Source organism: Labilibaculum manganireducens (genome assembly GCF_002843385.1).
GTDB lineage: Bacteria > Bacteroidota > Bacteroidia > Bacteroidales > Marinifilaceae > Labilibaculum > Labilibaculum manganireducens.
Genome location: NZ_MVDE01000001.1, coordinates 1 through 23,377, shown reverse-complemented (window position 1 = coordinate 23,377; position 23,377 = coordinate 1). Strand labels below are relative to the sequence as shown.

Genomic DNA, 23,377 nt, shown 5'->3' with positions numbered 1-23,377 from the left:
AGATTTAACAAAGGTTAATTGATACCGTTACCGGCAACAAAACAGATCAGTATGCTGCGTTATCAGCATCTTCAAGAGCCTTGAACTTTACAGGATCGCTGATCTCCATTTTTGCCAGGGCTTCAGGATCGTTTTTTTCGAACCATCCAAATGTTTTTTCATCGGATTTTCCGCCGCCTTTGCTTTTGTTCAACTCAGCAATCACATCCGAAATGCGGGTACTTTCAGTACCACCGCCAGTAGCTGGTACTTCTTCCAGATTCAAAACATCTACAAATAAACCAAAGTCGGTAGTTGCCAACTTTCGCATAGATGCTTCGTTTTTGTCCGTTACTGTGCCGTGCGCTTTCGCCACAACAATTAATTTGTCAACAACAGCCGTAAGGTCAGGAGCATTCTCCTCACTTTTCAGTTTGTTAACCGCTTCCAATACGGCCTGCTCGTTGCTTTCTTCCGGCAAGCCCAACGCTGCAATTACAGTTTTCATTTTTCGTTCAATTTTTGGTTTGTATTCATCGTTGAGTTTTGCCACCAGCGCCATGGGCTCCAATGAGTCTAACTCTTTTTTTCTTCCTGTTACAATAATTTCATCAATAAGACCTTCCGCAAGAGCTTCCTCAGCACTGTACCAGGTATCTGTTTTTAAAATCTTATTAACCTCCTCCTCGGTCTTGCCTCTTTTCATGAGCAGCCTAACAAGAATATCTCTTAAAACAACTAGCGCCTTCTTATCCTTAGCCGATAGTTTGTTTGTCTTGTCGCCATTTTCATCCTCGTAGTAAGGGGAGTGTAACATTAGCTTTGCGTAGTCATACATTTTAGGCTTGTCACCCATTAAGGCAATAATGCCAAGCATACTTGCAGCAACTCCAACATTTGTAGTACTTATTTGCGATGTTCCAGCTATAATACTGGCTACGGCACTCAGCCCATGCACAACATTACCACCGAACCCATTCACCAAAACATCAACGTTGTCGTGATTTCTATCCAAGTAATTAAATTCGTGCGCCCAATGGTGACCATTCACTTGTTTATCGCCGTCACCTATTTCTCCATATAGAGATATGCTTGCGCTTCTGGTTTCCTTGCTTACTATTTTCGAGAATTTCAATTCCATTACACGGTCATTTTGTTGATTATCGCAAATTGCGTATTGCTTCGAGACTTTAAAATTCAGCAGTTTTACTCATTTTTTCAACTAATTGCGAAAGGCTTGCGCCATTTGTGGTAAGCCTTACTGACATTTTGGCAATTAATATTGCATTTTGCGAATTTTAAGGCAAAAACAGAATGGAACTAACCAAAAAGGCGGCAGTAGAGCTACTATTTAAAGAAGGTTATGAGCAAAAGCAGATAGCCAAAATGCTCAAGTTGAGCGAGGCAACTGTCTCGAAGTATGTGACCTTGGGTGGCTTGCGTAAAAAGCGCCTCGATCATTCCATCAAACGCAACACCTCCGAAGAAAATGCTCTTTCGGCACTATCTCATCAAACTACCGTAATCAGAATGATATCGGAAAAACTGGGCGCCGACATAAACGACAGCATGACTGTTGAGGAGTTGGGCAAATGCTTAATCCCGAAAGGGGAAATTGATGCGGTTCAAAAGCTCTTTACAACAGTAAAGGGTAAGGAGCTGGATTGGTCGGCAATCGTGAAAATTCTGCGTGAGTTCAGTCAATGGTTAAAAGAGGAGGACTTAAATCTCGCTCAAGACATTATCGACCCTATTGACAAGTACCTGAACGAAAAACGTAAATCTCTTTAGCACATGACAGCAATTTGGAACATAAAGGCAAAAAGAGAATACGAAGCCTGGCAACGCGAAAAGGAAAGTATTATGCGATCGACACCTGCCGATCGCGAAACCGAAACGCAAAAACAAAAGCGGATAAAAAAGCTGTTGGGCGATTTCGTAAAATTCTCGTGCTACTATTTCGGGCATTTAATGGATTCCGACTTTGCCTATTTTCACAAGCGAGATACTAAAAAGATTATCGACAACAAGGATATTTTCGCCATGTTGGAGTATCCGCGTGAGCATGCAAAATCGATCATTTACGATTTAATGCTGCCTCTTTTCTTAAAAGCAAATGGGGAATTATCGGGCATGATGTTGTCAAGTGCGAACAATGCCAAGGCTTCAGGTCTTTTGGGCGACATACAGGCCGAGCTCATGTTTAACAAACGCTATATAAACGATTTTGGCGATCAATATTCTTTGGGAAATTGGCAGGATGGGCATTTTGTGACTGCCGATGGCATTGGCTTTTGGGCATTTGGTCGCGGGCAGTCGCCTCGTGGTACCCGTAAAAGCGAGAAAAGACCAAATTACGGTGTTTTCGATGATATCGACGATGCGGTACTGGTTCGTAACGAATCTCGTGTGGATGAAGTGTTGGATTGGTTACTGGGTGATTTCTATGGAGCCATGCCAAACACCGGTTCCCGATTAATTGGTTTGGGTAATCGTATCCATAAAGCAAGTGTGGTGGCAAAAATAGTGGGCGATGTGGAACCCGATGATCCCAAACGAAAAGACTTGTATCACTCCAAGGTATTTGCCCTCGAAAACCCGAAAACTCACAAAAAGGATTTATCGGAAAAAGGCGCTCCGGCTTGGAAGGAAAGATATACCCGCGAACAAATCGTTCTTAAAATGAACCGCCAAGGCTGGCGTATCGGTTTGCGTGAGTTTTTCCACGAGCACATCGTGGTGGGTAAAATATTTAGGGAGGAACATTTGCCCTGGATAAAAGTGCAGTCGCTTTCTGCTTACGATAAATTGGTGAGTTACAACGATCCATCGTATCGCAACTCCAAAACATCCGATTTTAAGAGTATTGTGCTGATTGGTAAAATTGGCCGCTATTTCGATATCATCGATGTTTTTTGCCGACAATGCTCCACCGCCGAAATGGTTCGTGGTCATTATTCCATTGCCGATAAAGTACCCGACAAATTAGCCTGTCGCCATTATATGGAGGCAAACTTCATTCAAGACATGATGCTCGATGAGTATTTTCGACTGGGTACCGAACGCGGTAAAACACTTCACATTCGTGGCGATAAGCGAACGAAGCCAAACAAAGAGGCTCGTATCGAAAATTTAACGCCTTTTACCGAACAGGGAATCATTCGTTTCAACATCGATTTAAAACACAGCCCCGACATGCAGGAACTTCGGAATCAGTTTCTCGGTTTCCCGGATGCGGAACACGACGATGGTCCCGATTCCGTAGAGGGAGGAATCTACAAATTAAACCGATTCAAGGGAAAAGGCACAGGCGGATCTACCCGCACAGGGAAATCAGCTCGTGAATCCAGTCGGTCCGCATGGTAGCATTTTAGTAATAATCAATAAATATTTAATTATGGCTCTATTTGGTAAAAAAAATGAAAACAGCAATGTGGCTGTAAGCCCGGAAAACGAAAATAAGTTTTCAATAAAAAGGCGGGATTTAAAAAACAAAGCTTTCCAAAGCCCCGACGATCTTTGCAAGTTCGTCAACGAAAACGAAATCAGTATCGTTTCGATTAATACAACCGATCGTATGCACATCATTTATTACTACGGATAATGGAATTTTTAACAGACACAGACTTAAAGGGTTCCATCTCCACCAAGGTGCTTACATCGCTTCGTGGTGCTGATGACGTGAACCTGAACGAAGCCGAGCAATTGGCAATCAGCGAACTGGCAACCCTAAGGGGGCGGTTCGATATCGACTCTGAACTAAAACAGGCAGGTACATCGCGTAGTCCCGAAATGGTGCGCATGATGGTAGCCATTACCGTATATTATCTCTACAATACGGTTATTGATGACGAAATCCCGGAGCGGATTTCCGACAACTACAGCAAAGAAATTAAAGACATTCGGGCCATTGCTTCAGGTAAAATGTACAGCACCATAAAGGCATTAACGGCTGCTGATGGTACCAGTAAAAGCAAATTCAGAAGTGGTGGCGATGCCCCACGCGACAATCATATTTTTTAATGTAGGGGCACGACATGTCGTGCCCTCTTATAAATAGCTACAAATGGGAATTTTAGACCGATTTTTAAACAAAAGCAGCGACTCAAAGCAGACAACAACTGTAAAGAAAGGCAAGCGAATGAGTGCGGAGGTAAACAAACCTCAGCCCGATCGTGTTGTGATGCAAATGAGCACCCTGCGACAGGCATTAGAAGAAGCAGAGGACAAAAGCAACCCATCATGGGAAAAGCTTCATTTGATTTACAAAAATGCAGTGAAAGATGCACAGGTAATCACTCAAAACGCTACTGCGGTGAATGAATTACAGGCATCGCACTTTGTTGTAGAGGTGGATGGAATCGAAAACGAGGAACTTACAGATTTGTTTAAGAAACCGTGGTTTGCCGATTTTATTAAAATTTATTACGATGCCGAATTGTGGGGTTATACCGTTTGTGAATTTGGTCAGCAAGATGTGAATGGAGAATTTTTGGGCTGTAAGGTGTTTCCAAGAACCAATATTTACCCATTCAACCGCAACATCATTATCGAAAGTACCGACACATCGGGCATACCGATCGGCGACAAACCCGAAGCGCTTTTTCTTTTCGAAATTGGCGAAACCGACGATTTAGGCTTGTTGGAGTCGATAAGTAGAGAGGTGATTTTTAAAGCCTTTGCACGGGGCGACTGGGCAGAGCACTCCGAAAAATGGGGGATGCCTCGCGTAATTTATAAAACCGATACCGACGACGAAACGGAATTGGATAAAAAAGAACGCGCAGCTGCCAATTTTGCCCGAAACGGCTACATGATTGCCGATATCGATGATGAAATTGAAACCCTCGAAGATTCGAGCGCAGGCAGCGGACACCTTATTTATAAGGATAATGTAGAGCTGTGCAACAAAGAAATTGCAAAGCTGATTAACGGACAAACAGGAACGTCCGACGAACAGGCCTATGTGGGCAGCGCAGAGGTTCACGAGCGTATTTTAGATCAGTACACAGCCAGCCGATTGAGAAGGTTAACCAATCTAATCAATTTCAGATTACACAATTTTCTCAGATATCACGGTTATCAAATTCACGATAATGCAAAAATCCGATTCCCGGAATTGGACCCTAAAACAGCCAAGGAAAACAGCCAGGCAATTGTGAATGATCCAGACGAGGAGGATGCTAAAAAAAAAAGCCCGGTGAATCGCTTGCCTTGGTCAGAATAAAAGCCGAAAGCAATCCGCTGGAGGCTTGGTTGAAACGTTTTTTTGCAGGGGCAAATGGCATCGACTACGAAATGTGGTTGCTCAACTTCGAAAGTCTGGTGAAATCCATCGAAGAGGCAGGCATGCAATTTACAACCGATTACCAATACGCTGCACTAGCCGAGGAGTTACGGGTAAACGCATCGAGCTTTGCAGCCTTTAAGAACCACAACGAGCAATCGGCTTTGCGCGATTTACTGACCGATGACAAAGGTAAACCGCGCTCGTGGAGCGAATTTAAAAAGGCTGCTCAACCGCTAACCGAGCAATACAATAAGTTTTGGTTAGAGACCGAATACGATCAGGCGGTGGCCAGTTCACAAATGGCAATTAAGTGGGAGGGATTTAAAGAGAATGCCGACATCTATCCAAACTTGGAATACAGAGCAGTGGGCGACAAAAAAACAAGGCCGGAACATGCCAAACTAGACGGAACAATCCTGCCGATTAATCACAAATTTTGGAACAGCAATTATCCGCCAAATGGTTGGAAATGCAGATGTTCGGTTACACAAACTGATAGAGCACCAACCGAAGTGCCAGAAAAAAACAAGCCCGACAAAGGTTTCGATTTTAATCCGGGTAAGGACAAAAAACTCTTTGCCGACAGCAACGGCTATCAGGCTGATGTTGATAAAAAAGAAGCCAAAAAAGTAACCGATCAGGCCACCAAGTACCTGGACAAATATTTAAAACCGTAGGGTCACGACATTGTTCAGATATTTGAAACCGTAGGGTCACGACATGTCGTGACCACCGACAGGCAGGGGGGTGCAATTCATAATTCCTAACTCGTAATTCTTAATTCCTAATTAAACATGAACGCTTTTCAACAAAAAATACGATCCCTGCAAACACGCATACCCAAAATGGTGAGGCGGTTGCCGGGCATTGCCAAAGTTGAGGGACTTGATTTTATCCATGACAACTTTAAAAACAAGGGCTTCGAAGTCGCTCCCGGAAAGCGGAACAAATGGAAAAGCCGTAAGCGATCCACACTAGGCAAGTACACCAAAGGCAAAAGCAAAGGCAAGCAAAATGCAATGCTGATTAAATCAGGCAAACTGAGGCGATCTTGGGATAACGAAACCACCAGCACCAATACACAGGTGGCTTTTACAAGTTCTTTTCCACATGCAGCCGTTCACAACGAAGGATTAAAAGCAGGCAAACCACCCGGATTTACAATGCCACAGCGCCAAATGATCGGCCCCAGTTCCGCCCTCGACAAACGCATCGAAAACAAGCTCGATAAATTAGAAAAAGACATATTCATGTAGGGTCACTCCAATGGCCGTAATTCATAATTATTAATTCCTAATTAAATTAACCATGTTAAACGACATTTACAAAGACATTAAAGCACAATTAAATACCATTGCAACATCCGAAGATTGTCAATGGTACAATGTGCAGTACGAACAAGCAGGTTGGGCATTTAACGCAGGTTTCTTTGTTGAATTCCCCGACGCCTTACAATTCGACGACATTAGTAAAATGAAGCGCCGCAGCCCTCTTAAAATACGCGTGCACGTGTACAATCAGAATGTGCAGACTACCGAAGGAATTTCTGACTCCGATATCGACGCTCACGAAGCAATGGCCTTGCAGGTACTCAACATTCTCGACTTGCACATTCCTACGCTCGATGGCGAGGAAATCACTTCAAAACTGATTTTTAGAGGTTGGCAGCATTGGCACCGCTACCAAGGATGGATGATTACATTCATAGATTTTGAATGCAAAAAAATGCTGTGAAAAAAGGCTGTAAAAAAAGGCTGTAAAAAAAGGCTGCCCGTTTTGGCAGCCTTTTCTTTTCGGTTGTTCCGTAGGGACACGACATGTCGTTTCCTGTTTTGGTTTTAGTTAATCCCATTTTTCAGCAGATGCTTGCTGCTCTGCCATTAAAAAAATAATCTCTTTTTCTCTTTGAGTTAAAAATTTCCAATCTTTTTTCAATGCATCAGGAACATGATTTCTCCAGTCACATACTTTGCCAGCCATTTCAAAATCATCATCTTCAAATTTGTTGATAGTAAACTGATTCATTTTTGCAAAAAGTTTTTCATATTCCATGTCGTGTCCGTTTTTATTCAGGTTTCTCACCCATTATTGCAGTGAAAGTATTTCCATTCTGTTCTATTCTTACGGTGTCCCACCATTCTACCACTTCTTTTCCATCAACCAACAGCGCACATCGCTTATTATCTTCCTTTACCAATTCACATCTTTATTTTGCAAATTTTATCAATTCTTGCTGATTAGCGAATTTGTATCCCTCTTTAGCAAGAGCTTCAATGATTAGTGTTTCGTGCTTATCAGCCAGCTTTCTGGCATGTTCTTGTTGTATTTGTTCAACAAGATCAAGATGAAATTTCGATGGTGAGTAACAGTCCCTAATTGCTTTTGTATATTCCGATGCAGTCATAGTAGGAAAATGGTTTTTATTACTTGGTGTATCCATCTTACAATTTCCCTTTTAATTCATCCGCCTTTTCGGCAACCGCCTTGTTTTTCATCTCAGCCAGTTTATCGGCTTGTCGGTAAGGAATTAAATCAATCCAAACGTTAAACGATTGCTGACTCATCATATTGGCATCGGGAATTCTTACGATCATGTATTTTTGGTCGGCATCCTTTTGCATGATCAAACAAAACGAATCGCTGAGCATTAAATTAGGCTTAGGCCAAAAAACATGCTCATCAATTAATGTGTAACCTGTAGCCGTAAAAACATCTTTAATTTCCTTTAGTAACAGTTCTGTATTTCCGGCATTCAGGTATTTTTCAAAGGGCACTTCCTTTGCGTAAAGAGAAACACCGCACAGCCCATCTGCATCGAACTCGCAGCTGTACGGCGATGCCACAAATTGCCACCCGCCAATTTCAATTCTGTGGTTTTCCTTGTTTGCTTTATAGGCCGTTTTAGCCTCTTTTTTTGTCATTCCAAAATAGAGGTCGCCAAAAGCTTTTTGCTGTGCGCCTGCGCTGATTGTGAATATAAAGCAGGCAATAATTAGTAGTGATTTTTTCATAAGTTGTGTTGTTTAATTTTGTTCTACATGATCAATCTCTTTCAACTCCTTTCGGGCGTTGGTTCCCAAGTAGTTTGTTAGGGTACGGGATGAAATGCGCCAGTTGGGATAAATTAAATGCTCATAAATCCACTTTTGGGTCGCCCCGGTCTTCTGAGCTTTTAAATACACCTCCTGTATTTCCAGAACTTTAATTAGGTGGTTTCGTCTGTTGTATGCCATTTCTCTACCCTTTTTGTAAAAGTAATAATTTATTGTTATTTAACAGTGCTTTGCCTCTGTGTTAATTCTTATCAATGGAGAAGCAACCAGGTTCTTTTTCGTAAGCCTTCCTATAAATCAACTTCAACTCAACAAAATACACATGACCACAATTGCGACAGCTTATTAGATTTGGATTATTTTGAACTGAAACCAATTCGTGACAATCTTCATCTTTACATTTCGGGCATTTAGTTTCCATAGGTTTAATGTTTTTTATTATTAGTTAACAGTGCTTTGCTTAGTGCAATATTCTTGCATTCTGCCATTTTGCTGGTATTTTATGAATTAGTGACACTTAGCCAATTGTTACCAACAAGCGGAGGAAAGGCAGTGCATTTAATCAGCTTATGTGGTAACTTGTCCATAATTAAATATTTTTTTCAAGATGATTTATAAATAAATTAATTTCATAATTCAACTGTTTCATTTTTTCAATGAACAATTCTTTCGTATCATCGCTGGTAAGGTGTAATCTTACTTTATTTCTGCAATCGGCAAGTTCTAAAAATGTTTGTGGGTATTTTTTTCCAGTATCTAAATCTGTTACCTCACCATCAAAAGCTACAACTGAGCCTGTTGAGTCTGAATTTGTTGGGTTTAACCAAGTTCTACTATTGTACATATCAAAAATATTTAATTATTACTTCTGTTCATTTAATCAAGTTCAGTAAAACCGCCAGTTGGTAACACGTTAGCACCCATTAAAATCACCATTTATGCTTATTGTAAAATTATAACTACACTCATTGCATTTGCCAACGAAGGCACTTCCAATCACATCTCCAATTCTGCTGGTACTAATATCGTTGCCAGCACATTGCGGGCAATAATAACGAGTTAAACTATCATCGTTTTTTTTTAACTCAATACATCGTTCAATTTCAGTCATCCTCTCTGCATAAAAAATTGTTTCCTTCCACTCTTCATCAGAGCTTTCAATTAGTTGTTGCTTTTGCTGTTCTAATTGTTCTAAAGTGCAGTATTTTAGTTTCATATTGTTCTTTTTAGGTGTGTTAAAAATGGTTACATCCCTGTATCCTCAAAAACCCAGAAGCATGAGGGGATGCATCTACCTTTATATTCAGATCACGCTCATAACGCCTTAAAAAAGAACTTATATGATGGATATCAGCATCTTTCAAATCAATAAACTTTATATAATCTGACTTTACGCCTTGCAAAGAGATACACGCCCATGATGGTGAGTACTTATGATATTCGTGTACATCAACACTTACATCAATGTTTTGAAGCACATTTTTAATCCTTTTTTCTTGTGATTCATAATTAAGAACAGCCTCTTTTGCTATTTTTATTTGAGCTTCTAATTGCTGTAACTCATCCTTGAAAATCCATTTAAATAATTTACGTAACATATGTATAAATTTTTATTAATCCTTTTAATAAACTCCATTCAAATTCACAATCCGACTCCTTTTAGCCTCTCCTATTTTCACCTCCAAACCTTTCAGTAAGCCTCTCAATCTTCGCAACTCCTTATGAGCATCGTGTATTTCGCTTTTGCTTTTCAGCTTGCCGAGTTGCTGTACCTGTTTGCTCACTCTTATTTTTAGCACGCCAACAGCCTTGCTTCTGTCGCTGTAGCTGATCCTTCGTTTTTTACGAATCTCTAAATTGTCGAGACTGTCGTTTAGACTGTCAAAATCGAGATGAAAAACAATAAGCCCGACAGGCACTTTACCAAAGCGCTGCTCGTACAACCATCGCGAATAAGGAATAAATGTGCCGTTTATTTTAATTCGCCTTACTAACTTGCCGTTTATTCGCCACACCCTCGTGTCGCCTTCATTACTGGCGCTTAGCGTGCCGTTTGTCCACAAATTATCATCAGAACTAAGAGCTTTCGAAATACCCGTTTCAATATTTCGTTTTCGGATAAATAAATACTCATCTGCATTGCGCTTAAAGCCCATTAAAAGCATTTTCTTTTCAACGTGCTTACGGGTAAAGGTTCGGTAAATCCGTTTGCCGTTAATTATTCTAAAAGTCTTTTTTCGGGCGGTAAGCAACTGTGCAAGCTCTTCGTTTCCCTTGCTTTTGTAGTTGTTTTTCAGAAAGGAAATATCTGCCTGACTCCACCGTATTTGTATGCCGCGGCTCAAACCCATCCGCAAACACTCGTGACGCATTGCCGAAAGCTTAATTTGCTCCGAAGCTGGCCTTTTTCCATTTATAGCAGTAAGCAATTCGGCGTTGGTCATGCTGTAAAAATTCTGCTGTAAGAACAGAATCTCATCGGGGTACCAGACAAATTTTTTCATTTCATTGTGTTGTTATTATTAAAATCATTTAGAATTGGAATCCATTGCTCCGCCATCGCATTTGCTATTCCTGTAAATGATTTTGATCTGGATTTTGAACTTCGATTCTTAGAATCAGAAAAATACCTTTTTTTACCTGTGTTATCTTGTGATAATGGTTCCGGCTTACCACAACTGGTTTGTTTCTCAAATAAGTTTTCAGTTAAATTATAAGTTAATAATGGCAAATTTTTTAACCATAGCCAGGTGGTTTTTTGGTGAGCATCACCAAAATAGTAAGGCTGAATTTCCTGATTGTATTTAGCAATTGTAGGAGAAGCGCAGCTTTTTGGATTTTCCAAACAAATAAAAGGAATTGGAGCTTCCCAAAGTTTAGCGAAAAATTGAAGCGCTTCTAATCTTTTGAAAGCCCGACCCGGTAAATTCCAACTTTGAGTGCCTGCATATGATATGAATGTACAAGGCGGATGTCCGACCATCAGCATGTATTTTCCGGAATATGCTTCTTTTATTGCATCTCCTTGAATATGCCATTCTGGATGCCCCCCAGAACACTTTTGTAAATCACAAGAATAAGCCTCAATGCCTAGCTCTCTAAAAGCCTTACAAATAGTCTGAGATTCTTCACATGCTATTAATACTTTTTTTTCCATCCCTAATTTTATTTTTTAGTTATGAATGTTTCTCAACTACATCAATAATAATATCATCGGTTTTTTGCATGTGGTCGAGTAGTTTTGTTGGCAACGATAACCAAGCACCATCGGCATCTTTACCAAGTTGAAAATAGGACCATATGTTACCAACATGAGTAGGAATTCCAAGAGCTTCAATTTCCTTACACGAAACCTTATCAAGTTCTCTAACTTCTGATCTTATTAAGCGTCCTATTTTAGTGCGTCCATTTGGCTTAAAAATGTTGCACTCTTCATTTTTTTTAACGTGAGTAAAGCCAGGAACTTCATTTATCTCAGGTGGGAAATTGGCCATGTCGGCACTCCACATATAATTGCTACCAAACCCCCAATGATATCCAAACCCACTCGGTATAATTCCGGTGTGTTTCTCCACTATTTCCATAGCCTCAGTCCGGCTGTTATTCTTAATGTCGTTTTGCTTCAAAACGGCTTTTTCCAATTCGCTTCCTTTTTTAAATCTTAAAATCATTTTATACCTTTTTTTGAGTTTGTGTAATTCTTTTTCAGCTAACCTACCATTGGCTTTTTCTAGCGTGCCTGCGAACATTTTTATCGTGGTGTGGCTTTTTTTCAGGTGGAGAAAACGGCAAATCAACAACCTTTCTAGTTAGTATCATTTCATCAACACGCAATTCATTCATAGTATGCCCTGTGCTGAGGGTGTTATTTTCATTAATTTCAACAAGTTCAACTTTCCCAACCACATCAAGTTTTTTCAATAAGGCTTCCGTCAGGCTTGATTTACCAACGCCAATACAATCACTGCCAATTACTGCGACTCTTACGCTTCTTGTTGCGTTTTGCTCAAGTGCATAAATCCAATCGGCTATTTCTTCTTTAAATTCAAGCTCAGCCTCATTACTTCCCGTGTTTCGCTTAAAGCACTGATTTTCTATGCCTTCCAACTTATCCATAATCTCATGTCGTTTCATATCACCCCAATTTTAAACCCCTTAAAGCACAATTATAACCTTCCAGAAAAAAAGCTCCGGCATCGGCCGTATTTATTTCATTTCCTTTTTCTTCGTTAGCAAAACAGGCATAATCTGTTTTCATAGCAAGTTTTTTAGCCTCCTCAATATCCAGCTCTAAACTGCCGCCTTTCAGCATAGCCAGTGCCATATCAAACCGATAAGCAAACTGCTTGTCGCTTTCATATTTGTTCGGTACTACCCTTTGGGCATAACAAACAGCCTCTGATTTAATACTAAAAAAATCAGCCGTTTCCTGCAATGATCTTCCAGACTTGCGAAGTAACAAGCAGGCTGACTGCCTTGCATCAACACACGATCGAACCCCCTTTATCAGTAAGCCTGCTTTGCTAATTCCAAAAATGTCGCTCACTATACGAATCACAAGTGTTGGCTTCACATTGTTTGGAACATATATGTTTGGAAATACCCTTTTCATACCGCTTTTTTTGATGTTTCAATTTTCCTTACTTTTCCGCACATGACACAAGCCTCATAGTCTCCCGAATAAACAAGTGTTTCATCGCACTCGCACTCGTTCAAATAAGGATTCAAATCCTCATATTTAAGAATACGCATGCCAATACGCTCGGCAAAATCGCGCTCAATTTTTGCACCTGCACTATCTATCCATCCGGGTAGTAAAAGAATTGCCTCACAGCCCATCAAATCTTGTAAACATTGTATCATTGCAGGTGCCCATTCTTCATCGGGAGATATGTTTGCCGTCGGGTTCACCACATCAAAGGCGTCCTTAGCCATTATTGCAGCTGCGGCAAATTGTGCCGCATTCATGTCAGATGGTCTGCCGCTTACAGGGCCGCTTAAATAACATTTTGCTTTCATTTAAACCGTTTTTAAATTGTGTTGTAAATAGTATTCTGAAAATCGTTTATCACCATTGGTAACGGTGCGTGAGGCAATTGGCAAATGATCCTTTTTGCGCAGTTCCGATATTCGTGCCGCTAAGCGCATGCATCCAAATATTTGCAAAGCCGAGAGGGCGGTAATGGTGCCGCCACTCTCCAAATGCTTTTTAATCTGCTCCGATTGCGTTATCTTTTCCATCATCGGTATCTCTAATTATTGGAATGCTGGGAAGGCTAAGACGAACCAATTCATCTTTTCCCGAATCCTCATTTTTCACATAGAAGCTAACGCTGTAAGAGATTAAATGCACGGCATGCGACTCTTTAAACAATTGCACTGCTTTCACCCAGCGCGGATCGTTAAATTTGTCTTCCATTTTAATCAGCTGATTAATGGCAATCGGGTTAAATTGCCCCGATTTTCCACGCTCCAAAAGAGTAGTAATAATTTCGTAGGCTTTTTCGTCACGTTTTTTCACCATGTGCTGTAAAAATTCACGCAGTTGCTGTTCAGCCAAATCAGCACGCTCATCGTACTCAACCATAGTGTTGCGGTCGTAGCTCACCTTAAACTTTCCATCGCTTGTGCGAAGCGAAAAACCGCCTTTACTCGTCGAGCGGATGTCACCGTAAGCTTTCGCTCGCTCATAAAAATCATCCAACCGCGAAATGGCCTCGCCTTTAAATGCACCCATCACACTGTTAATGTAAAGTGCCTGATTAATCATCGAGCCTACCAGCTTGTCGCGATCTGTCTCATAGTTCTCTTTCGCCTTAATCGCTTCGCGTTTTTTAGCTTCTTGTCGGCGATCCAATTCAGCCTGTAAGTCCTCTTCCGATAACATTTTTAATTCTTCCATTTTTTACTTCGTTTTAGGGTTATTATTTAGTTTGCTAATTATGATCTGCATAGCTTCCTTTTTTAATTTGTTTAAAGGTTCTTTCTATTATTCGTTTTGTTTCGAGACTTTCGGGGGCAATCATTTTCTTTATTTTCCCCTCAGCAACTTTCTCGAAAAGAGTTTCAGCCTTTATAAATTGGCCGTCAATTTCAACAGCGTCGTCGTCGTAGTTTACCCACTCTTCCCTGTTGTGATATCGGCTTTCGAATCGTCCGAAAGTGTGGGTTACCACCTTAAATCCATTGTCTCGGAAAAACTTTTTTATCTCGTCCGGTGTAAAGAATACTTTTAGAATCATCATTGTATGGCATTTTTTTTTCGGTTAATAATAGAGCTGCTTTGCTCAGGTCTTTAATAATTACATGATTGTCAAGAATTAAATCAACCTCGTCAAGAGGCGGAATTTTGGTGTGACATTCCTGCATTATGCGGTAATCCTCCATTCTATGCTCGTTTAATCGCAGAAACAATCGGTCAACCGCTTGCCACTCCCTGCGCCACCAGTTCCACCATATGGTCGAATTGCGAAAAATGGCCGTGAACTTTTCAGCCTGATCTTCTTTACATTTACAATCAGTAATTAAATTCTCTTTTCTTTGCTCCAAATAGGCACATCCATACTCATACATCATCTCGGCGTATGTGTCAGAGCTAATGCCCAAAGCCTTCTGTAATTTCTGTTCTGTTGCTTTCATCAGTTGCAGGTTGTTAGGTATTTAGTAATATCTGCTTTCACAGCTTGTGCGCCGGTCGTCGTTTTTTGTTTGTTTAAAAATTCGTAGTAAATAGAGCGCAGGCGCGATACAGGTATCTGATTAAACCTTGAGTAACCAGATGCCTTGCAGGCAATGCTTTTAATGGTATCAATATCATGGTCAATAGAGCAATTGCGAAGCCATGCACCTACCGATGCAATTACCCGTTTGCGCCATTGGTCTCCTTCTGGGTTGGCGTCTTTTTCCAAAATTCTTAGGATATATTTTAATTGCTCTGAGCTTAAGTCTGCCGAGCTTGTCACATTAAAAGAGGAAACCAATAGGCTTTTTTCGTCGGCAGTCATATTAGCCTTGTGGCATGCTGCATGAAAACTTCTGAGTAACTTATTTTTAATTGCTGTCATAACCTTGTTTATTAATCCATATAGTAATCCTCTGCGCCCTCTGCCCAAATTGTGTAAGGTTTACCACCGCCGTACCTACTTAGCGGAAAGGCTTTGTAACCTTCAATCCGAACCTTAACAAAGGCATCGTATTTTATCGATCCGGCAACCCGTCCGGCCGGGTTCTTGCCGTCGGCATGAGAGATAAGAATGAACATTTTGTTGGGAAACATTGCCCGCAGGCGTTTGTAGTCCTTGTAATTCATTCCTGTATATTGCACCGAGTCTATTGCTACCACATCGGGGCTTTTCCTTTTTTGCAAACGCTCAATCAGCTGATCAATCGGCTCGGCATCCAACAGTACTATTCTTCGCTTTACTTCCTCCATCCCTACATCCATAAATGCGTTTCGCATACTCAGCGAGGCACCTTCCTCAAGCGAGTTGTAAGCCACTTTTCTTCCCAGTGTTGCCAGGTACTTACACAACTGCAATACAAATCGTGTTTTTCCGTTTCCACTCGGTCCCCAAACCAACCACGTTCCTGTCAATTCAGGTTTTCCAAAACTATCCAACCAAGCACCATCAAAGGGCAGTACATTAAATTTCTTAGTGTATATTTCCGATACACTAACGGCTCTTTTTCTTTCTTTTAGGGCAGTACTCATGGGTTAGTCGTTTCCTTTAAGTGGGTGAGTTGTTTCCTCTATTTTTTCAGTTTTATAATTCAAAGTCAATAAGCCGTTTCCATTTTTACCAATAAACTCGATACAAAACCCAACCTGCACAGTCTCCAAATACACAAAACTCCCACACCAAATGTCTTTTTGAAAAGGGCCGCAATCAACAACAGCGCCCTGATCGGTAATTTTCCACCAAAGGAAATCCTGTCCTTTATCTTCAAATGTTACTTTTATCATGATGTTGCCTCCTGTGCTTTACGTTTCTGAATTTCTGTATAAATTCTTCGAAGAGAGCCACCCGTTTGGGCGTATAGTTTCTGAACATCACTAATACCGTTCACTTTTGCAATAAGAGCAACTTGTTGACGGGTAAAGGCTTTCTTTTCCTCTCCACCTTCAGGAGTCACCTTTTGCAGCTTAATCCTGCCGTCCTTTTCGTACTTGCCACCGTAACGGCTAAAAATCTCAACATAACCCACCTTTTTGCGCCCCATGTTTCGCTCAATCTTATCCTTAAGGCCGTCGGCTCCCATCATGTACCAGGCGCAGGCGCGTTCGGTAGCATTCCAAAGGGCCTTCAGCTCCAACCAAGCGCCGTAATCCAAATCACCTGCCTCGTCCAATATGATGATCGGGTAAGAAATAGATCGCAGGTAGTAAGCAACATCTTCGTATATGTCCTGATACCTTCCGGCACCGTTCAATCCAAGTTCCTTAGCAATAAAGCGAACCAGCTTTTGTTTGGTTTTCACCTGACTGCAATCTACATAAACCGCATTTTTAGCAGTCTTAACAAAATGCTTGGCGGCATAGGTTTTGCCTATGTCAGCATCATCGCAAAGCATACCACTAAGTGAAAACTGCTGACAGGTTGCCAACTGTGCGTTAATGTACTTGAAAACGGGTGTGTTGGCGGTTACCATTTCAGTTGCGTTGCCAATATGAACATCCAATCGCCTGGCAATTGAAATCCATTTGTTGTCGGCCACCACATTTTCCAAATCACCGTTAAGTACACGACTCAACTGTGCGGCATTTATGCCAATTGCAGTAGCAAACCTCGCATTCGATGAGTAATTCTTTCGGGAGGCATTCATGGCCTCTACAATTCTGTTTTTAACTTCTTTTGTAATCATTATATATGGGTATTGGTTTATAAGTCATTAATTGCGTTGCCCGACGAATAGAAATCCTCGTCAAAACATTCCTCAAAATCTTCCTTATTATTAGGTAGTGTGGGTATCTTCACCATTTCAGCCTTTACACTTTCAAAGCGCTCTGCATTATCAATCACATGTATTTTTGAAAGCTTTTTCTTACCTGTTTTTGTCATCTTGTCAAACTCGGCCACATATTTGGCCTGATTCTGATAAGCGATATCATCCTTTTCAGTTTGCTCGGCTTTTGCTTCGTTGTAGGTTTCAATCTTTTCGCATTTTGCGATAAAGTCACCATCTTGGTACAAGTACACATCACCAATAGTCTGATCCTTTTCGGGGATGTAGTAAGCAACAACACTGTAGTTGTTTGGCTCTAACATCTCAAGCACCTGTGGCGATGGCAATTGGTAATCGGCATACTGAACCCGTACATATTGCGATCTGCGAATAGTGGTTTTCACCTTTTCACCAATACATTTTGCGAGCACGGGCTTGTCAATGTTCGCTAGGTTCGGGTTCAGATTTCTTTGCATTACCTCCATGCGGGTCAACCCCTTGTATAATTTTTGCTTGGGGTGCAATCTGTTGTTAAATTTTTCAATAATAAAAAGGTCGTCAGCAACCAACTCATCAAACGTGAAGGTCTTTTCCTTATAGTTGTCATTGTGCTCATCAAATATCTTTTCCTGTTTGGGCCGGTTGGCTTCCAGTTTCGAGTAAAAGCGTCCAATACCATCTTGATATTTCTTTTCGTAACCGTACTTTTTGGCACGGTTAAAGTGCTCTGCCCTTTTCTCTTGCGAGTTGCCGGGGTTACACCAGCGCACAAATGGGAAAATGGTACCTGCTTTCATCAAATCATCTTTATAATTGTTCACCAAATGGTGCTCAACCTCAACCTCCATTGGCATGCCGTAACCCCAGTTGTAGATATTTCGGAACATGTCGCGTATGCAGTCAATAAACAGTGATTTATCTTTCAGTCGGCTGTAGCTAGCACCAATAACACAACCGCTTGCAACATCGTAAGCATAGTAGGCTTTCGCGCGATTACCATCTTTCATTTTGCGAGGCAGATCCCTGTCATCCATCGATATTTTACTCAACGAATAAGCCGGAGCATGTCGGTGGTGGTGTGGTCGGTGCATATCATTGTAGTAATGACCGTCATTTCTTACGTTGTCAACAATCGCTCTGTTTTTCGGATTGTTGATATAATTCCAAATCGTAGAGTCAGAAACCAAAATCGGCATTCCGTTCTTGTCAATAAATGCCTCGCGGTCAAACAACTCACCTGTAACACTATCGGCTACATCAATGGCACCGCCTAAAAATTGCAGATACATATCGTGAACACTGCTCGAAAACGGTTTGTTAGGTAAGGTGTAAAGAGATAATATAAGATGTTCCAAATCTGCAGAAACCTTACGGCTGTTATCGTTGCAGTAGTTCTTATGCACCAGCGACATGTAACCGTCTTTTTTGTAAGCTTTCAATCTGTCCTTTAGTCGGCGGCTGTTAGCAGGAAGTGTGTGAGGGTATTCGTCCTTAAGGCGATCAACCACGCTCGCCAGTTTTTCCCAAATACCTCTCGCACTTCCACCCAGTGCTCTGCGCTGGGAACCTTTATTGCTCTCAACCTTTAAAAGAGCGTTCAAAAAACTTGCATTGGTGCAATACTCCTGTATTGCTTTTTCCGGTAAGGCTCTGCCGTCAGGCAGGCGGTAAGCGCTGTAAAATTCCAAAGCCTCCGCATCAGGAACTATATAACTTTTAAACTGATTGTGTTTCGTTGTTTTGTGAGGATCGCCAAACTTGTCAACAATCACTTTCTTAAACCGCTCAGGAATACTGTCGTAGGCAATAAGCGCCGGAGTGCCCTTACAGGCACGTCGCTCAACCTTTATCCAGCCTCTTCTGATGTTTGCATCATAGCTATATTTCGACATAACATCGCCAGCGCCATAAAGCCATCCACCTTCTACACACAATATGTTATTGTAATATTCCAAGAGTTGTGATTGTTGAATTGTTACTTTTCTATTTCTGAAACTTCAGAAGTCTCATTTATTATTTCTTCGCGACTTGCGATAATCCTAACGAGTAACCCCATTGCCTCGTCATGTTTTTTTGCGTTTGTTCTTGACAATATCTTGTGTGCGTTTCCGACACTAACACCAAGTTTTGTTGCAACTATTGCAACATCCCCGTAGCGTTTTTTTGATAATATTTCTGTTTTGTTCATCTTTTTTGTCGTATTTTTGTCCTAACACTTAGACAAATATATATTACATTTTGCAATAATGCAAGGAGAAAAATTACAAATTGCGATACCGTCAATTCTTGATCGTATCAAATCAGCCTACTCTTTAGATACTGACTTACAGCTGTCTTCCTTTCTGGGCGTGGCTCAGAGCACAGTGTCATCATGGATATCAAGAGATACAATTAACTACAAATTAATATTTGCAAAATGCAATAATTTAAATTTGGATTGGTTACTAACAGGCAAGGGGTCTCAACTCCGAAAAGAGTATCAAAACAACTCGTTAACACCGGCAGTTAACGAACCCGAAGAATCATATCACGGTGTGAGTGGCAAGCTGGTTCCAATTACAGATATCAATGTAACTGCCGGAAACAACGGTTTCAACAACAGCGACTACATTACTACTGAGGATACAATCCAGTTGCCCGATCAAATGCTCACTCACGGGCATCATATTTGCGTCCGCGTAAAAGGTGATTCCATGTCACCAACATTGCAGGATAGTGGTTTTATTGTAATTCGATTATTGGAACCCGACGAGTGGGAGCACATGCGGGATGAACACATTTATGTAGTTTCCGATAAGGAGGGCAAAGCATATTTAAAGCGGGTAAAAAACCGCATTAAGCGTGGTTTCATCACATTAATGTCGGATAATCCCGACAAATCAACTTACCCAAACTTTAATTTACAAGTAGAGGAAGTGAATACCATCTGGCATGCCGAATGGTACTTTTCTGCAAAAATGCCAAACATTCACGATCAATATTATTCCAGACTCCAACGCCTCGAAGATCGCCTCGACGATATCACAAATCAATTCAAAAAAGACAAATAACACACACGCTCACATGTGGTTGTAGATGTAAATACCACACACCCTTTTGTTTTCGGTATGTGTGGGTATTTTTGCATGTTTTTAATTGTCGATTATTGTGGTTTTAACTATGGCTTTAAATGTCAATTTAGCGCATTCAACATGTTTAAACGGTAAGTTACACTGCTTTCAACGTCTGTTTTTCACTGTGTTTTGTATGCCCATTTGTATGCCCATTAGTATGCCCAATCATTTTTTAATCGAATTGTCTCAATTTTAGAGCACAAAAAATGCGGCAACCAAATTCAAGGCTGTCGCATAGTGATATCATGTATTTGCTTTCACTCTAACACCCTAATATTACAGGGGTTTAATCAAATCTTAGTATATTTGTTCACGGCACTTGTAATGCCCTTTAAACCTCACTTAAATGTCGTTTAATAATTAAAGCTCAATTCAATGCAATTAAAGAAATCCGTACAATTCGTTTTAAATCACAAACACGTAACTCTCTGAAAATCAAATAAAATTCAAAAACCTTTATGCACAATTCGTTTTAAGCCCCATATAAGCAATCCAAGTAAAAAAGCATGAGAGATGAAGAAAAGTGTAATGGCCAATATTTAGTATAGGTATTTATTGAAACAATATCAGGTAATAAACAAGGGTGTTGTTTTTTATGTTTTTATGATTCTTGCTGCGCAATAGAAAAGGGCAGACTTGTTTTTTGTGAATCCTCTTTCTTTTTTGGAAATCCCATTTCTATTTCTAATTTTGATTCTCAATGGGAAATAACAGTCTGTTGATAAAGCAATTTGCGGAAGGAAATCGATCGGTATTCAAGAGCATATTCGAGAATCACTATCATCCATTGTGTGGATTTGCCGGAAAATTTATTACAGACAGTGATGTTTGTGATGATATTGTGCAGGAATCTTTTTTTTGCCTATGGAAAAAAAGAGCTGAAATTTCCAACATTAATGCGATAAAAAGTTATTTGTATTCTTCTGTTCGAAATGCTTGTTTAAATTATTTGCGCCACCAATCTGTAAAAGATAAAAGTGAAGCAGATATTATTGCTTTATCTTCCCAATGGTATTTGGAAGATTCTATTATTGAGGAGGAAGTTCATTCTCAAATTTACGAGGCCATTAAAGATTTATCACCACAATCAAGAAAAGTGATTGTTATGACCATGAATGGCTTGACCAATCCAGAAATTGCTGCAGATTTAGGTGTTTCTGTGAATACAGTAAAAACCCTGAAGCAAAGAGGCTATAAATTCTTACGAGGCCGGTTAAAGGGTATTCATTGGCTTTTATTGCTTTTATTATCCTAAGTTCAATAAGCTATTCCAAATCGAAATTGAATTTATTACGAATTTTATTTTTTTGATTGTTGAGTTTTTTAACTTTTAGAATAGTAAGCTTAAAAAAGAGCACCTATCTGCCTAACGGCTCCCCAAACACTTTCGGCAATCTGTTCCCATATTAAGGATAAAGCGAAGCCAATTGCTCCCGTAAATCTTTCGGTGTGGGTTCTGTTGCTTTTGATTGATAATATGATCAACTAAAGTTAAATAAGATTCGAACGCGAAACAAAAAACAAATGAGGAGGCGAAAAATGGTGAAATGCTTGCTGCGAGAGGCTTAAGGTGAATTGAAATTGCAAAGCCCGTTTTTATTGCTAAAACACAGTTTTTTTCATCTCAACTGAGGCACTTTGGCCAAAAAATTGTCTCTTTTTTCTGGCAAAACCAGTCTCATTGTATTCTATATTTTTTTAAATGATTATCTGTATCATGCTGCTAATTTTTTATGATTAAACATATTCTTCAGGATCCTGAACTAAAGCTAGGAAAGATTTTTTTGTATAAATATATTTTTTATGATTTTTTTTGTGCAGACTACTTAACATCCCCAAAATACTGGACTTGCAGGATGAAAATTTATTGTATTGACAGAGTGTTTGCTACTGAATTTTGAATGTTTTTTTATAAATCAAAAAGCAAAATAATATATGGTTAAGTTTTAAAAAAGCCTAAACAGGGCGAAGTGCAAAAATAACCGCTTTTATTTTGAATTGTTACCATTTAATAAACAGGTTGTTATCTGTGCTTTCAGCAAAAGACTAAAAAAATGACGTTTTGCTGTATTTAATTTGTTTTGTTAGTTATTATGCGTGTAGTGTTTGATTTGAAATGCCTGTGTTTATTGCCTGTTTGCTGTAAATTTTGTTTTTGTGAAAATTATGGTGTGTAAGTGATTTTCCGAACAAATTGTATCATGCAGCAATTTGCAAATGACCCGTTGGGAGTTTCAAATGACCCGTTGCAATTTGCAAAAGACGTTTTAGAAGTTAATTTTGGCATTTTTGGTGTTTCAAATGAGCCAAATTGTGCCCGTTTTCGTCTCAGAAAAATCCCAACATGCATTTTGAAACTCCCAACATGTCATTTGAAACTCCCAACATGTCATTTGAAAGTTTCCTGAGAGCCAGATTAAAATGCAATGGATCGTTTCTGATCGGCAAAACGAATCTCTTCTGCGAAGGTTCTGATGGACTATTTTTTTCCCTGAAACATCAAAATACAAAATAGTGTAAACCTTTTTTTTATGATTGTCTGTTACAATTAAAAAAAGATGGCTACATTCGGTTTCTAGTAATTATAAATAATTACAAACTTGTGTTGCTGTTTGGAGGTGTAAGAACCATATTCTTACTGGAAACTAATTTAGGATGTATCTTAGGCCTAAACATCTATTCAAACTATTGAAAAATGAGTTCAATTAAAATAGGCCTTACTGCCTGTGTTTTCGGAAAGATGGATAAGATGAATAAAACCGGCAAATTAAGATTAAAAACATAATATGTGTACATTACTGCCCAATATGGGTCGGTAAATACACTTTTTTTTAAAATATAAACGAAATAAAGCCCATTGCTTTATTTAGGAGTTGAACAAAAACCGCCTATGGCGGTAGTTAAGAAATAAGCTCGTAACTTGATTGAATATTTATTCATTAAAAATTTAGTCATGAAAAAAAAGTCTTAGAGAACGGATGATTGCGGAGATGCAGATT

36 protein-coding genes are annotated in these 23,377 nt (G+C 40.0%); 10 read left to right on the top strand and 26 right to left on the bottom strand.

The annotated features are described in order from the left end of the window. Positions 1-46: 46 nt before the first annotated feature. On the bottom strand, positions 47-1,120 hold the full coding sequence (locus BZG01_RS00175) for an ATP-dependent Clp protease proteolytic subunit (RefSeq protein WP_101307799.1): 1,074 nt from the start codon (positions 1,118-1,120) through the stop codon (positions 47-49). A 173-nt stretch (positions 1,121-1,293) separates the two neighbouring features. Between BZG01_RS00175 and BZG01_RS00170 the strand changes: the two genes are divergently transcribed. From BZG01_RS00170 to BZG01_RS00135, 8 genes are all read left to right on the top strand, one after another. Beyond that, positions 1,294-1,770, top strand: coding sequence for a terminase gpP N-terminus-related DNA-binding protein (locus tag BZG01_RS00170; RefSeq protein WP_101307798.1), 477 nt, complete (start codon positions 1,294-1,296; stop codon positions 1,768-1,770). A gap of 3 nt (positions 1,771-1,773) precedes the next feature. After that, positions 1,774-3,345 carry a hypothetical protein gene (locus BZG01_RS00165; protein WP_101307797.1) on the top strand — a complete coding sequence of 524 codons (1,572 nt, stop codon included), beginning with the start codon at positions 1,774-1,776 and terminating at the stop codon, positions 3,343-3,345. A gap of 31 nt (positions 3,346-3,376) precedes the next feature. Continuing rightward, positions 3,377-3,583, top strand: coding sequence for a hypothetical protein (locus tag BZG01_RS00160; protein ID WP_101307796.1), 207 nt, complete (start codon positions 3,377-3,379; stop codon positions 3,581-3,583). 47 nt (positions 3,584-3,630) lie between these two features. After that, entirely contained in the window at positions 3,631-4,002 is a 372-nt protein-coding gene (locus tag BZG01_RS00155; RefSeq protein ID WP_180327149.1) for a phage protein Gp36 family protein, read from the top strand. Positions 4,003-4,045: 43 nt separating this feature from the next. Further along, positions 4,046-5,206 carry a phage portal protein family protein gene (locus BZG01_RS00150; RefSeq protein ID WP_101307794.1) on the top strand — a complete coding sequence of 387 codons (1,161 nt, stop codon included), beginning with the start codon at positions 4,046-4,048 and terminating at the stop codon, positions 5,204-5,206. After that, a complete protein-coding gene (locus BZG01_RS00145; RefSeq protein WP_101307793.1) occupies positions 5,194-5,946 on the top strand; it encodes a phage head morphogenesis protein in 753 nt (250 codons plus the stop codon). Before BZG01_RS00150 ends, BZG01_RS00145 begins: the two co-directional genes overlap by 13 nt. Positions 5,947-6,063: 117 nt before the next feature. Beyond that, the gene (locus BZG01_RS00140; protein WP_101307792.1) at positions 6,064-6,525 is read left to right on the top strand and encodes a phage virion morphogenesis family protein; all 462 of its coding nucleotides are present in this window, start codon (positions 6,064-6,066) and stop codon (positions 6,523-6,525) included. 52 nt (positions 6,526-6,577) lie between these two features. Then, complete coding sequence (locus BZG01_RS00135; protein WP_101307791.1) at positions 6,578-7,003, top strand: hypothetical protein; 426 nt, start codon at positions 6,578-6,580, stop codon at positions 7,001-7,003. Between the two features lie 108 nt (positions 7,004-7,111). On the opposite strand, the gene BZG01_RS00130 is transcribed toward BZG01_RS00135, so the two are convergent. From BZG01_RS00130 to BZG01_RS00020, 25 genes are all read right to left on the bottom strand, one after another. Then, positions 7,112-7,321, bottom strand: a complete 210-nt coding sequence (locus BZG01_RS00130; protein ID WP_101307790.1) for a hypothetical protein — start codon at positions 7,319-7,321, stop codon at positions 7,112-7,114. A 13-nt stretch (positions 7,322-7,334) separates the two neighbouring features. Further along, on the bottom strand, positions 7,335-7,466 hold the full coding sequence (locus BZG01_RS21930) for a hypothetical protein (RefSeq protein WP_281256405.1): 132 nt from the start codon (positions 7,464-7,466) through the stop codon (positions 7,335-7,337). A 9-nt stretch (positions 7,467-7,475) separates the two neighbouring features. After that, on the bottom strand, positions 7,476-7,709 hold the full coding sequence (locus BZG01_RS00125) for a hypothetical protein (protein WP_101307789.1): 234 nt from the start codon (positions 7,707-7,709) through the stop codon (positions 7,476-7,478). A gap of 1 nt (position 7,710) precedes the next feature. Then, positions 7,711-8,280: a hypothetical protein gene (locus tag BZG01_RS00120; protein WP_101307788.1), complete on the bottom strand. Its 570-nt coding sequence runs from the start codon at positions 8,278-8,280 to the stop codon at positions 7,711-7,713. A gap of 12 nt (positions 8,281-8,292) precedes the next feature. After that, on the bottom strand, positions 8,293-8,502 hold the full coding sequence (locus BZG01_RS00115; RefSeq protein ID WP_101307787.1) for a hypothetical protein: 210 nt from the start codon (positions 8,500-8,502) through the stop codon (positions 8,293-8,295). A gap of 61 nt (positions 8,503-8,563) precedes the next feature. Next, positions 8,564-8,743, bottom strand: a complete 180-nt coding sequence (locus tag BZG01_RS21360) for a hypothetical protein (RefSeq protein ID WP_143470796.1) — start codon at positions 8,741-8,743, stop codon at positions 8,564-8,566. Positions 8,744-8,911: 168 nt separating this feature from the next. Next, the gene (locus BZG01_RS00110; protein ID WP_101307786.1) at positions 8,912-9,166 is read right to left on the bottom strand and encodes a hypothetical protein; all 255 of its coding nucleotides are present in this window, start codon (positions 9,164-9,166) and stop codon (positions 8,912-8,914) included. A 69-nt stretch (positions 9,167-9,235) separates the two neighbouring features. Beyond that, complete coding sequence (locus tag BZG01_RS00105; RefSeq protein ID WP_101307785.1) at positions 9,236-9,538, bottom strand: hypothetical protein; 303 nt, start codon at positions 9,536-9,538, stop codon at positions 9,236-9,238. Positions 9,539-9,557: 19 nt separating this feature from the next. After that, complete coding sequence (locus BZG01_RS00100; RefSeq protein WP_101307784.1) at positions 9,558-9,920, bottom strand: hypothetical protein; 363 nt, start codon at positions 9,918-9,920, stop codon at positions 9,558-9,560. A gap of 24 nt (positions 9,921-9,944) precedes the next feature. Further along, on the bottom strand, positions 9,945-10,826 hold the full coding sequence (locus BZG01_RS00095; RefSeq protein WP_101307783.1) for an HNH endonuclease: 882 nt from the start codon (positions 10,824-10,826) through the stop codon (positions 9,945-9,947). Further along, the gene (locus BZG01_RS00090; RefSeq protein ID WP_101307782.1) at positions 10,823-11,479 is read right to left on the bottom strand and encodes a DNA cytosine methyltransferase; all 657 of its coding nucleotides are present in this window, start codon (positions 11,477-11,479) and stop codon (positions 10,823-10,825) included. The genes BZG01_RS00095 and BZG01_RS00090 overlap by 4 nt, the downstream gene beginning before the upstream one ends. 19 nt (positions 11,480-11,498) lie before the next feature. Continuing rightward, positions 11,499-11,993, bottom strand: a complete 495-nt coding sequence (locus BZG01_RS00085; RefSeq protein WP_143470795.1) for a hypothetical protein — start codon at positions 11,991-11,993, stop codon at positions 11,499-11,501. A 43-nt stretch (positions 11,994-12,036) separates the two neighbouring features. Beyond that, positions 12,037-12,456 carry a hypothetical protein gene (locus BZG01_RS00080; protein ID WP_101307780.1) on the bottom strand — a complete coding sequence of 140 codons (420 nt, stop codon included), beginning with the start codon at positions 12,454-12,456 and terminating at the stop codon, positions 12,037-12,039. A 1-nt stretch (position 12,457) separates the two neighbouring features. Next, entirely contained in the window at positions 12,458-12,934 is a 477-nt protein-coding gene (locus tag BZG01_RS00075; RefSeq protein WP_101307779.1) for a hypothetical protein, read from the bottom strand. Next, on the bottom strand, positions 12,931-13,341 hold the full coding sequence (locus tag BZG01_RS00070) for a DUF4406 domain-containing protein (protein ID WP_101307778.1): 411 nt from the start codon (positions 13,339-13,341) through the stop codon (positions 12,931-12,933). The genes BZG01_RS00075 and BZG01_RS00070 overlap by 4 nt, the downstream gene beginning before the upstream one ends. Then, on the bottom strand, positions 13,342-13,563 hold the full coding sequence (locus BZG01_RS00065) for a helix-turn-helix domain-containing protein (protein ID WP_218972967.1): 222 nt from the start codon (positions 13,561-13,563) through the stop codon (positions 13,342-13,344). Further along, a complete protein-coding gene (locus tag BZG01_RS00060) occupies positions 13,532-14,209 on the bottom strand; it encodes a DUF3164 family protein (RefSeq protein WP_180327148.1) in 678 nt (225 codons plus the stop codon). The genes BZG01_RS00065 and BZG01_RS00060 overlap by 32 nt, the downstream gene beginning before the upstream one ends. 49 nt (positions 14,210-14,258) lie before the next feature. Then, positions 14,259-14,498: a hypothetical protein gene (locus BZG01_RS00055; RefSeq protein ID WP_101307775.1), complete on the bottom strand. Its 240-nt coding sequence runs from the start codon at positions 14,496-14,498 to the stop codon at positions 14,259-14,261. A gap of 1 nt (position 14,499) precedes the next feature. Beyond that, on the bottom strand, positions 14,500-14,961 hold the full coding sequence (locus BZG01_RS00050; RefSeq protein WP_101307774.1) for a hypothetical protein: 462 nt from the start codon (positions 14,959-14,961) through the stop codon (positions 14,500-14,502). After that, complete coding sequence (locus BZG01_RS00045) at positions 14,961-15,386, bottom strand: hypothetical protein (RefSeq protein WP_143470794.1); 426 nt, start codon at positions 15,384-15,386, stop codon at positions 14,961-14,963. The genes BZG01_RS00050 and BZG01_RS00045 overlap by 1 nt, the downstream gene beginning before the upstream one ends. An 11-nt stretch (positions 15,387-15,397) precedes the next feature. After that, positions 15,398-16,033: a P-loop NTPase family protein gene (locus BZG01_RS00040; protein ID WP_101307772.1), complete on the bottom strand. Its 636-nt coding sequence runs from the start codon at positions 16,031-16,033 to the stop codon at positions 15,398-15,400. 3 nt (positions 16,034-16,036) lie between these two features. Next, on the bottom strand, positions 16,037-16,285 hold the full coding sequence (locus BZG01_RS00035) for a hypothetical protein (RefSeq protein WP_101307771.1): 249 nt from the start codon (positions 16,283-16,285) through the stop codon (positions 16,037-16,039). Then, positions 16,282-17,184 (bottom strand): AAA family ATPase, encoded by a 903-nt coding sequence (locus BZG01_RS00030; RefSeq protein ID WP_101307770.1) that lies wholly within the window; start codon positions 17,182-17,184, stop codon positions 16,282-16,284. The genes BZG01_RS00035 and BZG01_RS00030 overlap by 4 nt, the downstream gene beginning before the upstream one ends. A gap of 17 nt (positions 17,185-17,201) precedes the next feature. Then, on the bottom strand, positions 17,202-19,220 hold the full coding sequence (locus BZG01_RS00025) for a hypothetical protein (protein WP_143470793.1): 2,019 nt from the start codon (positions 19,218-19,220) through the stop codon (positions 17,202-17,204). 20 nt (positions 19,221-19,240) lie between these two features. Further along, a complete protein-coding gene (locus BZG01_RS00020) occupies positions 19,241-19,453 on the bottom strand; it encodes a hypothetical protein (protein WP_101307768.1) in 213 nt (70 codons plus the stop codon). Positions 19,454-19,511: 58 nt separating this feature from the next. On the opposite strand from BZG01_RS00020, the gene BZG01_RS00015 reads away from it, so the two are divergent. Continuing rightward, a complete protein-coding gene (locus BZG01_RS00015; protein ID WP_101307767.1) occupies positions 19,512-20,315 on the top strand; it encodes a LexA family transcriptional regulator in 804 nt (267 codons plus the stop codon). 763 nt (positions 20,316-21,078) lie between these two features. Then, positions 21,079-21,633, top strand: a complete 555-nt coding sequence (locus tag BZG01_RS00010; protein WP_101307766.1) for an RNA polymerase sigma-70 factor — start codon at positions 21,079-21,081, stop codon at positions 21,631-21,633. Positions 21,634-23,377 lie beyond the last annotated feature (1,744 nt).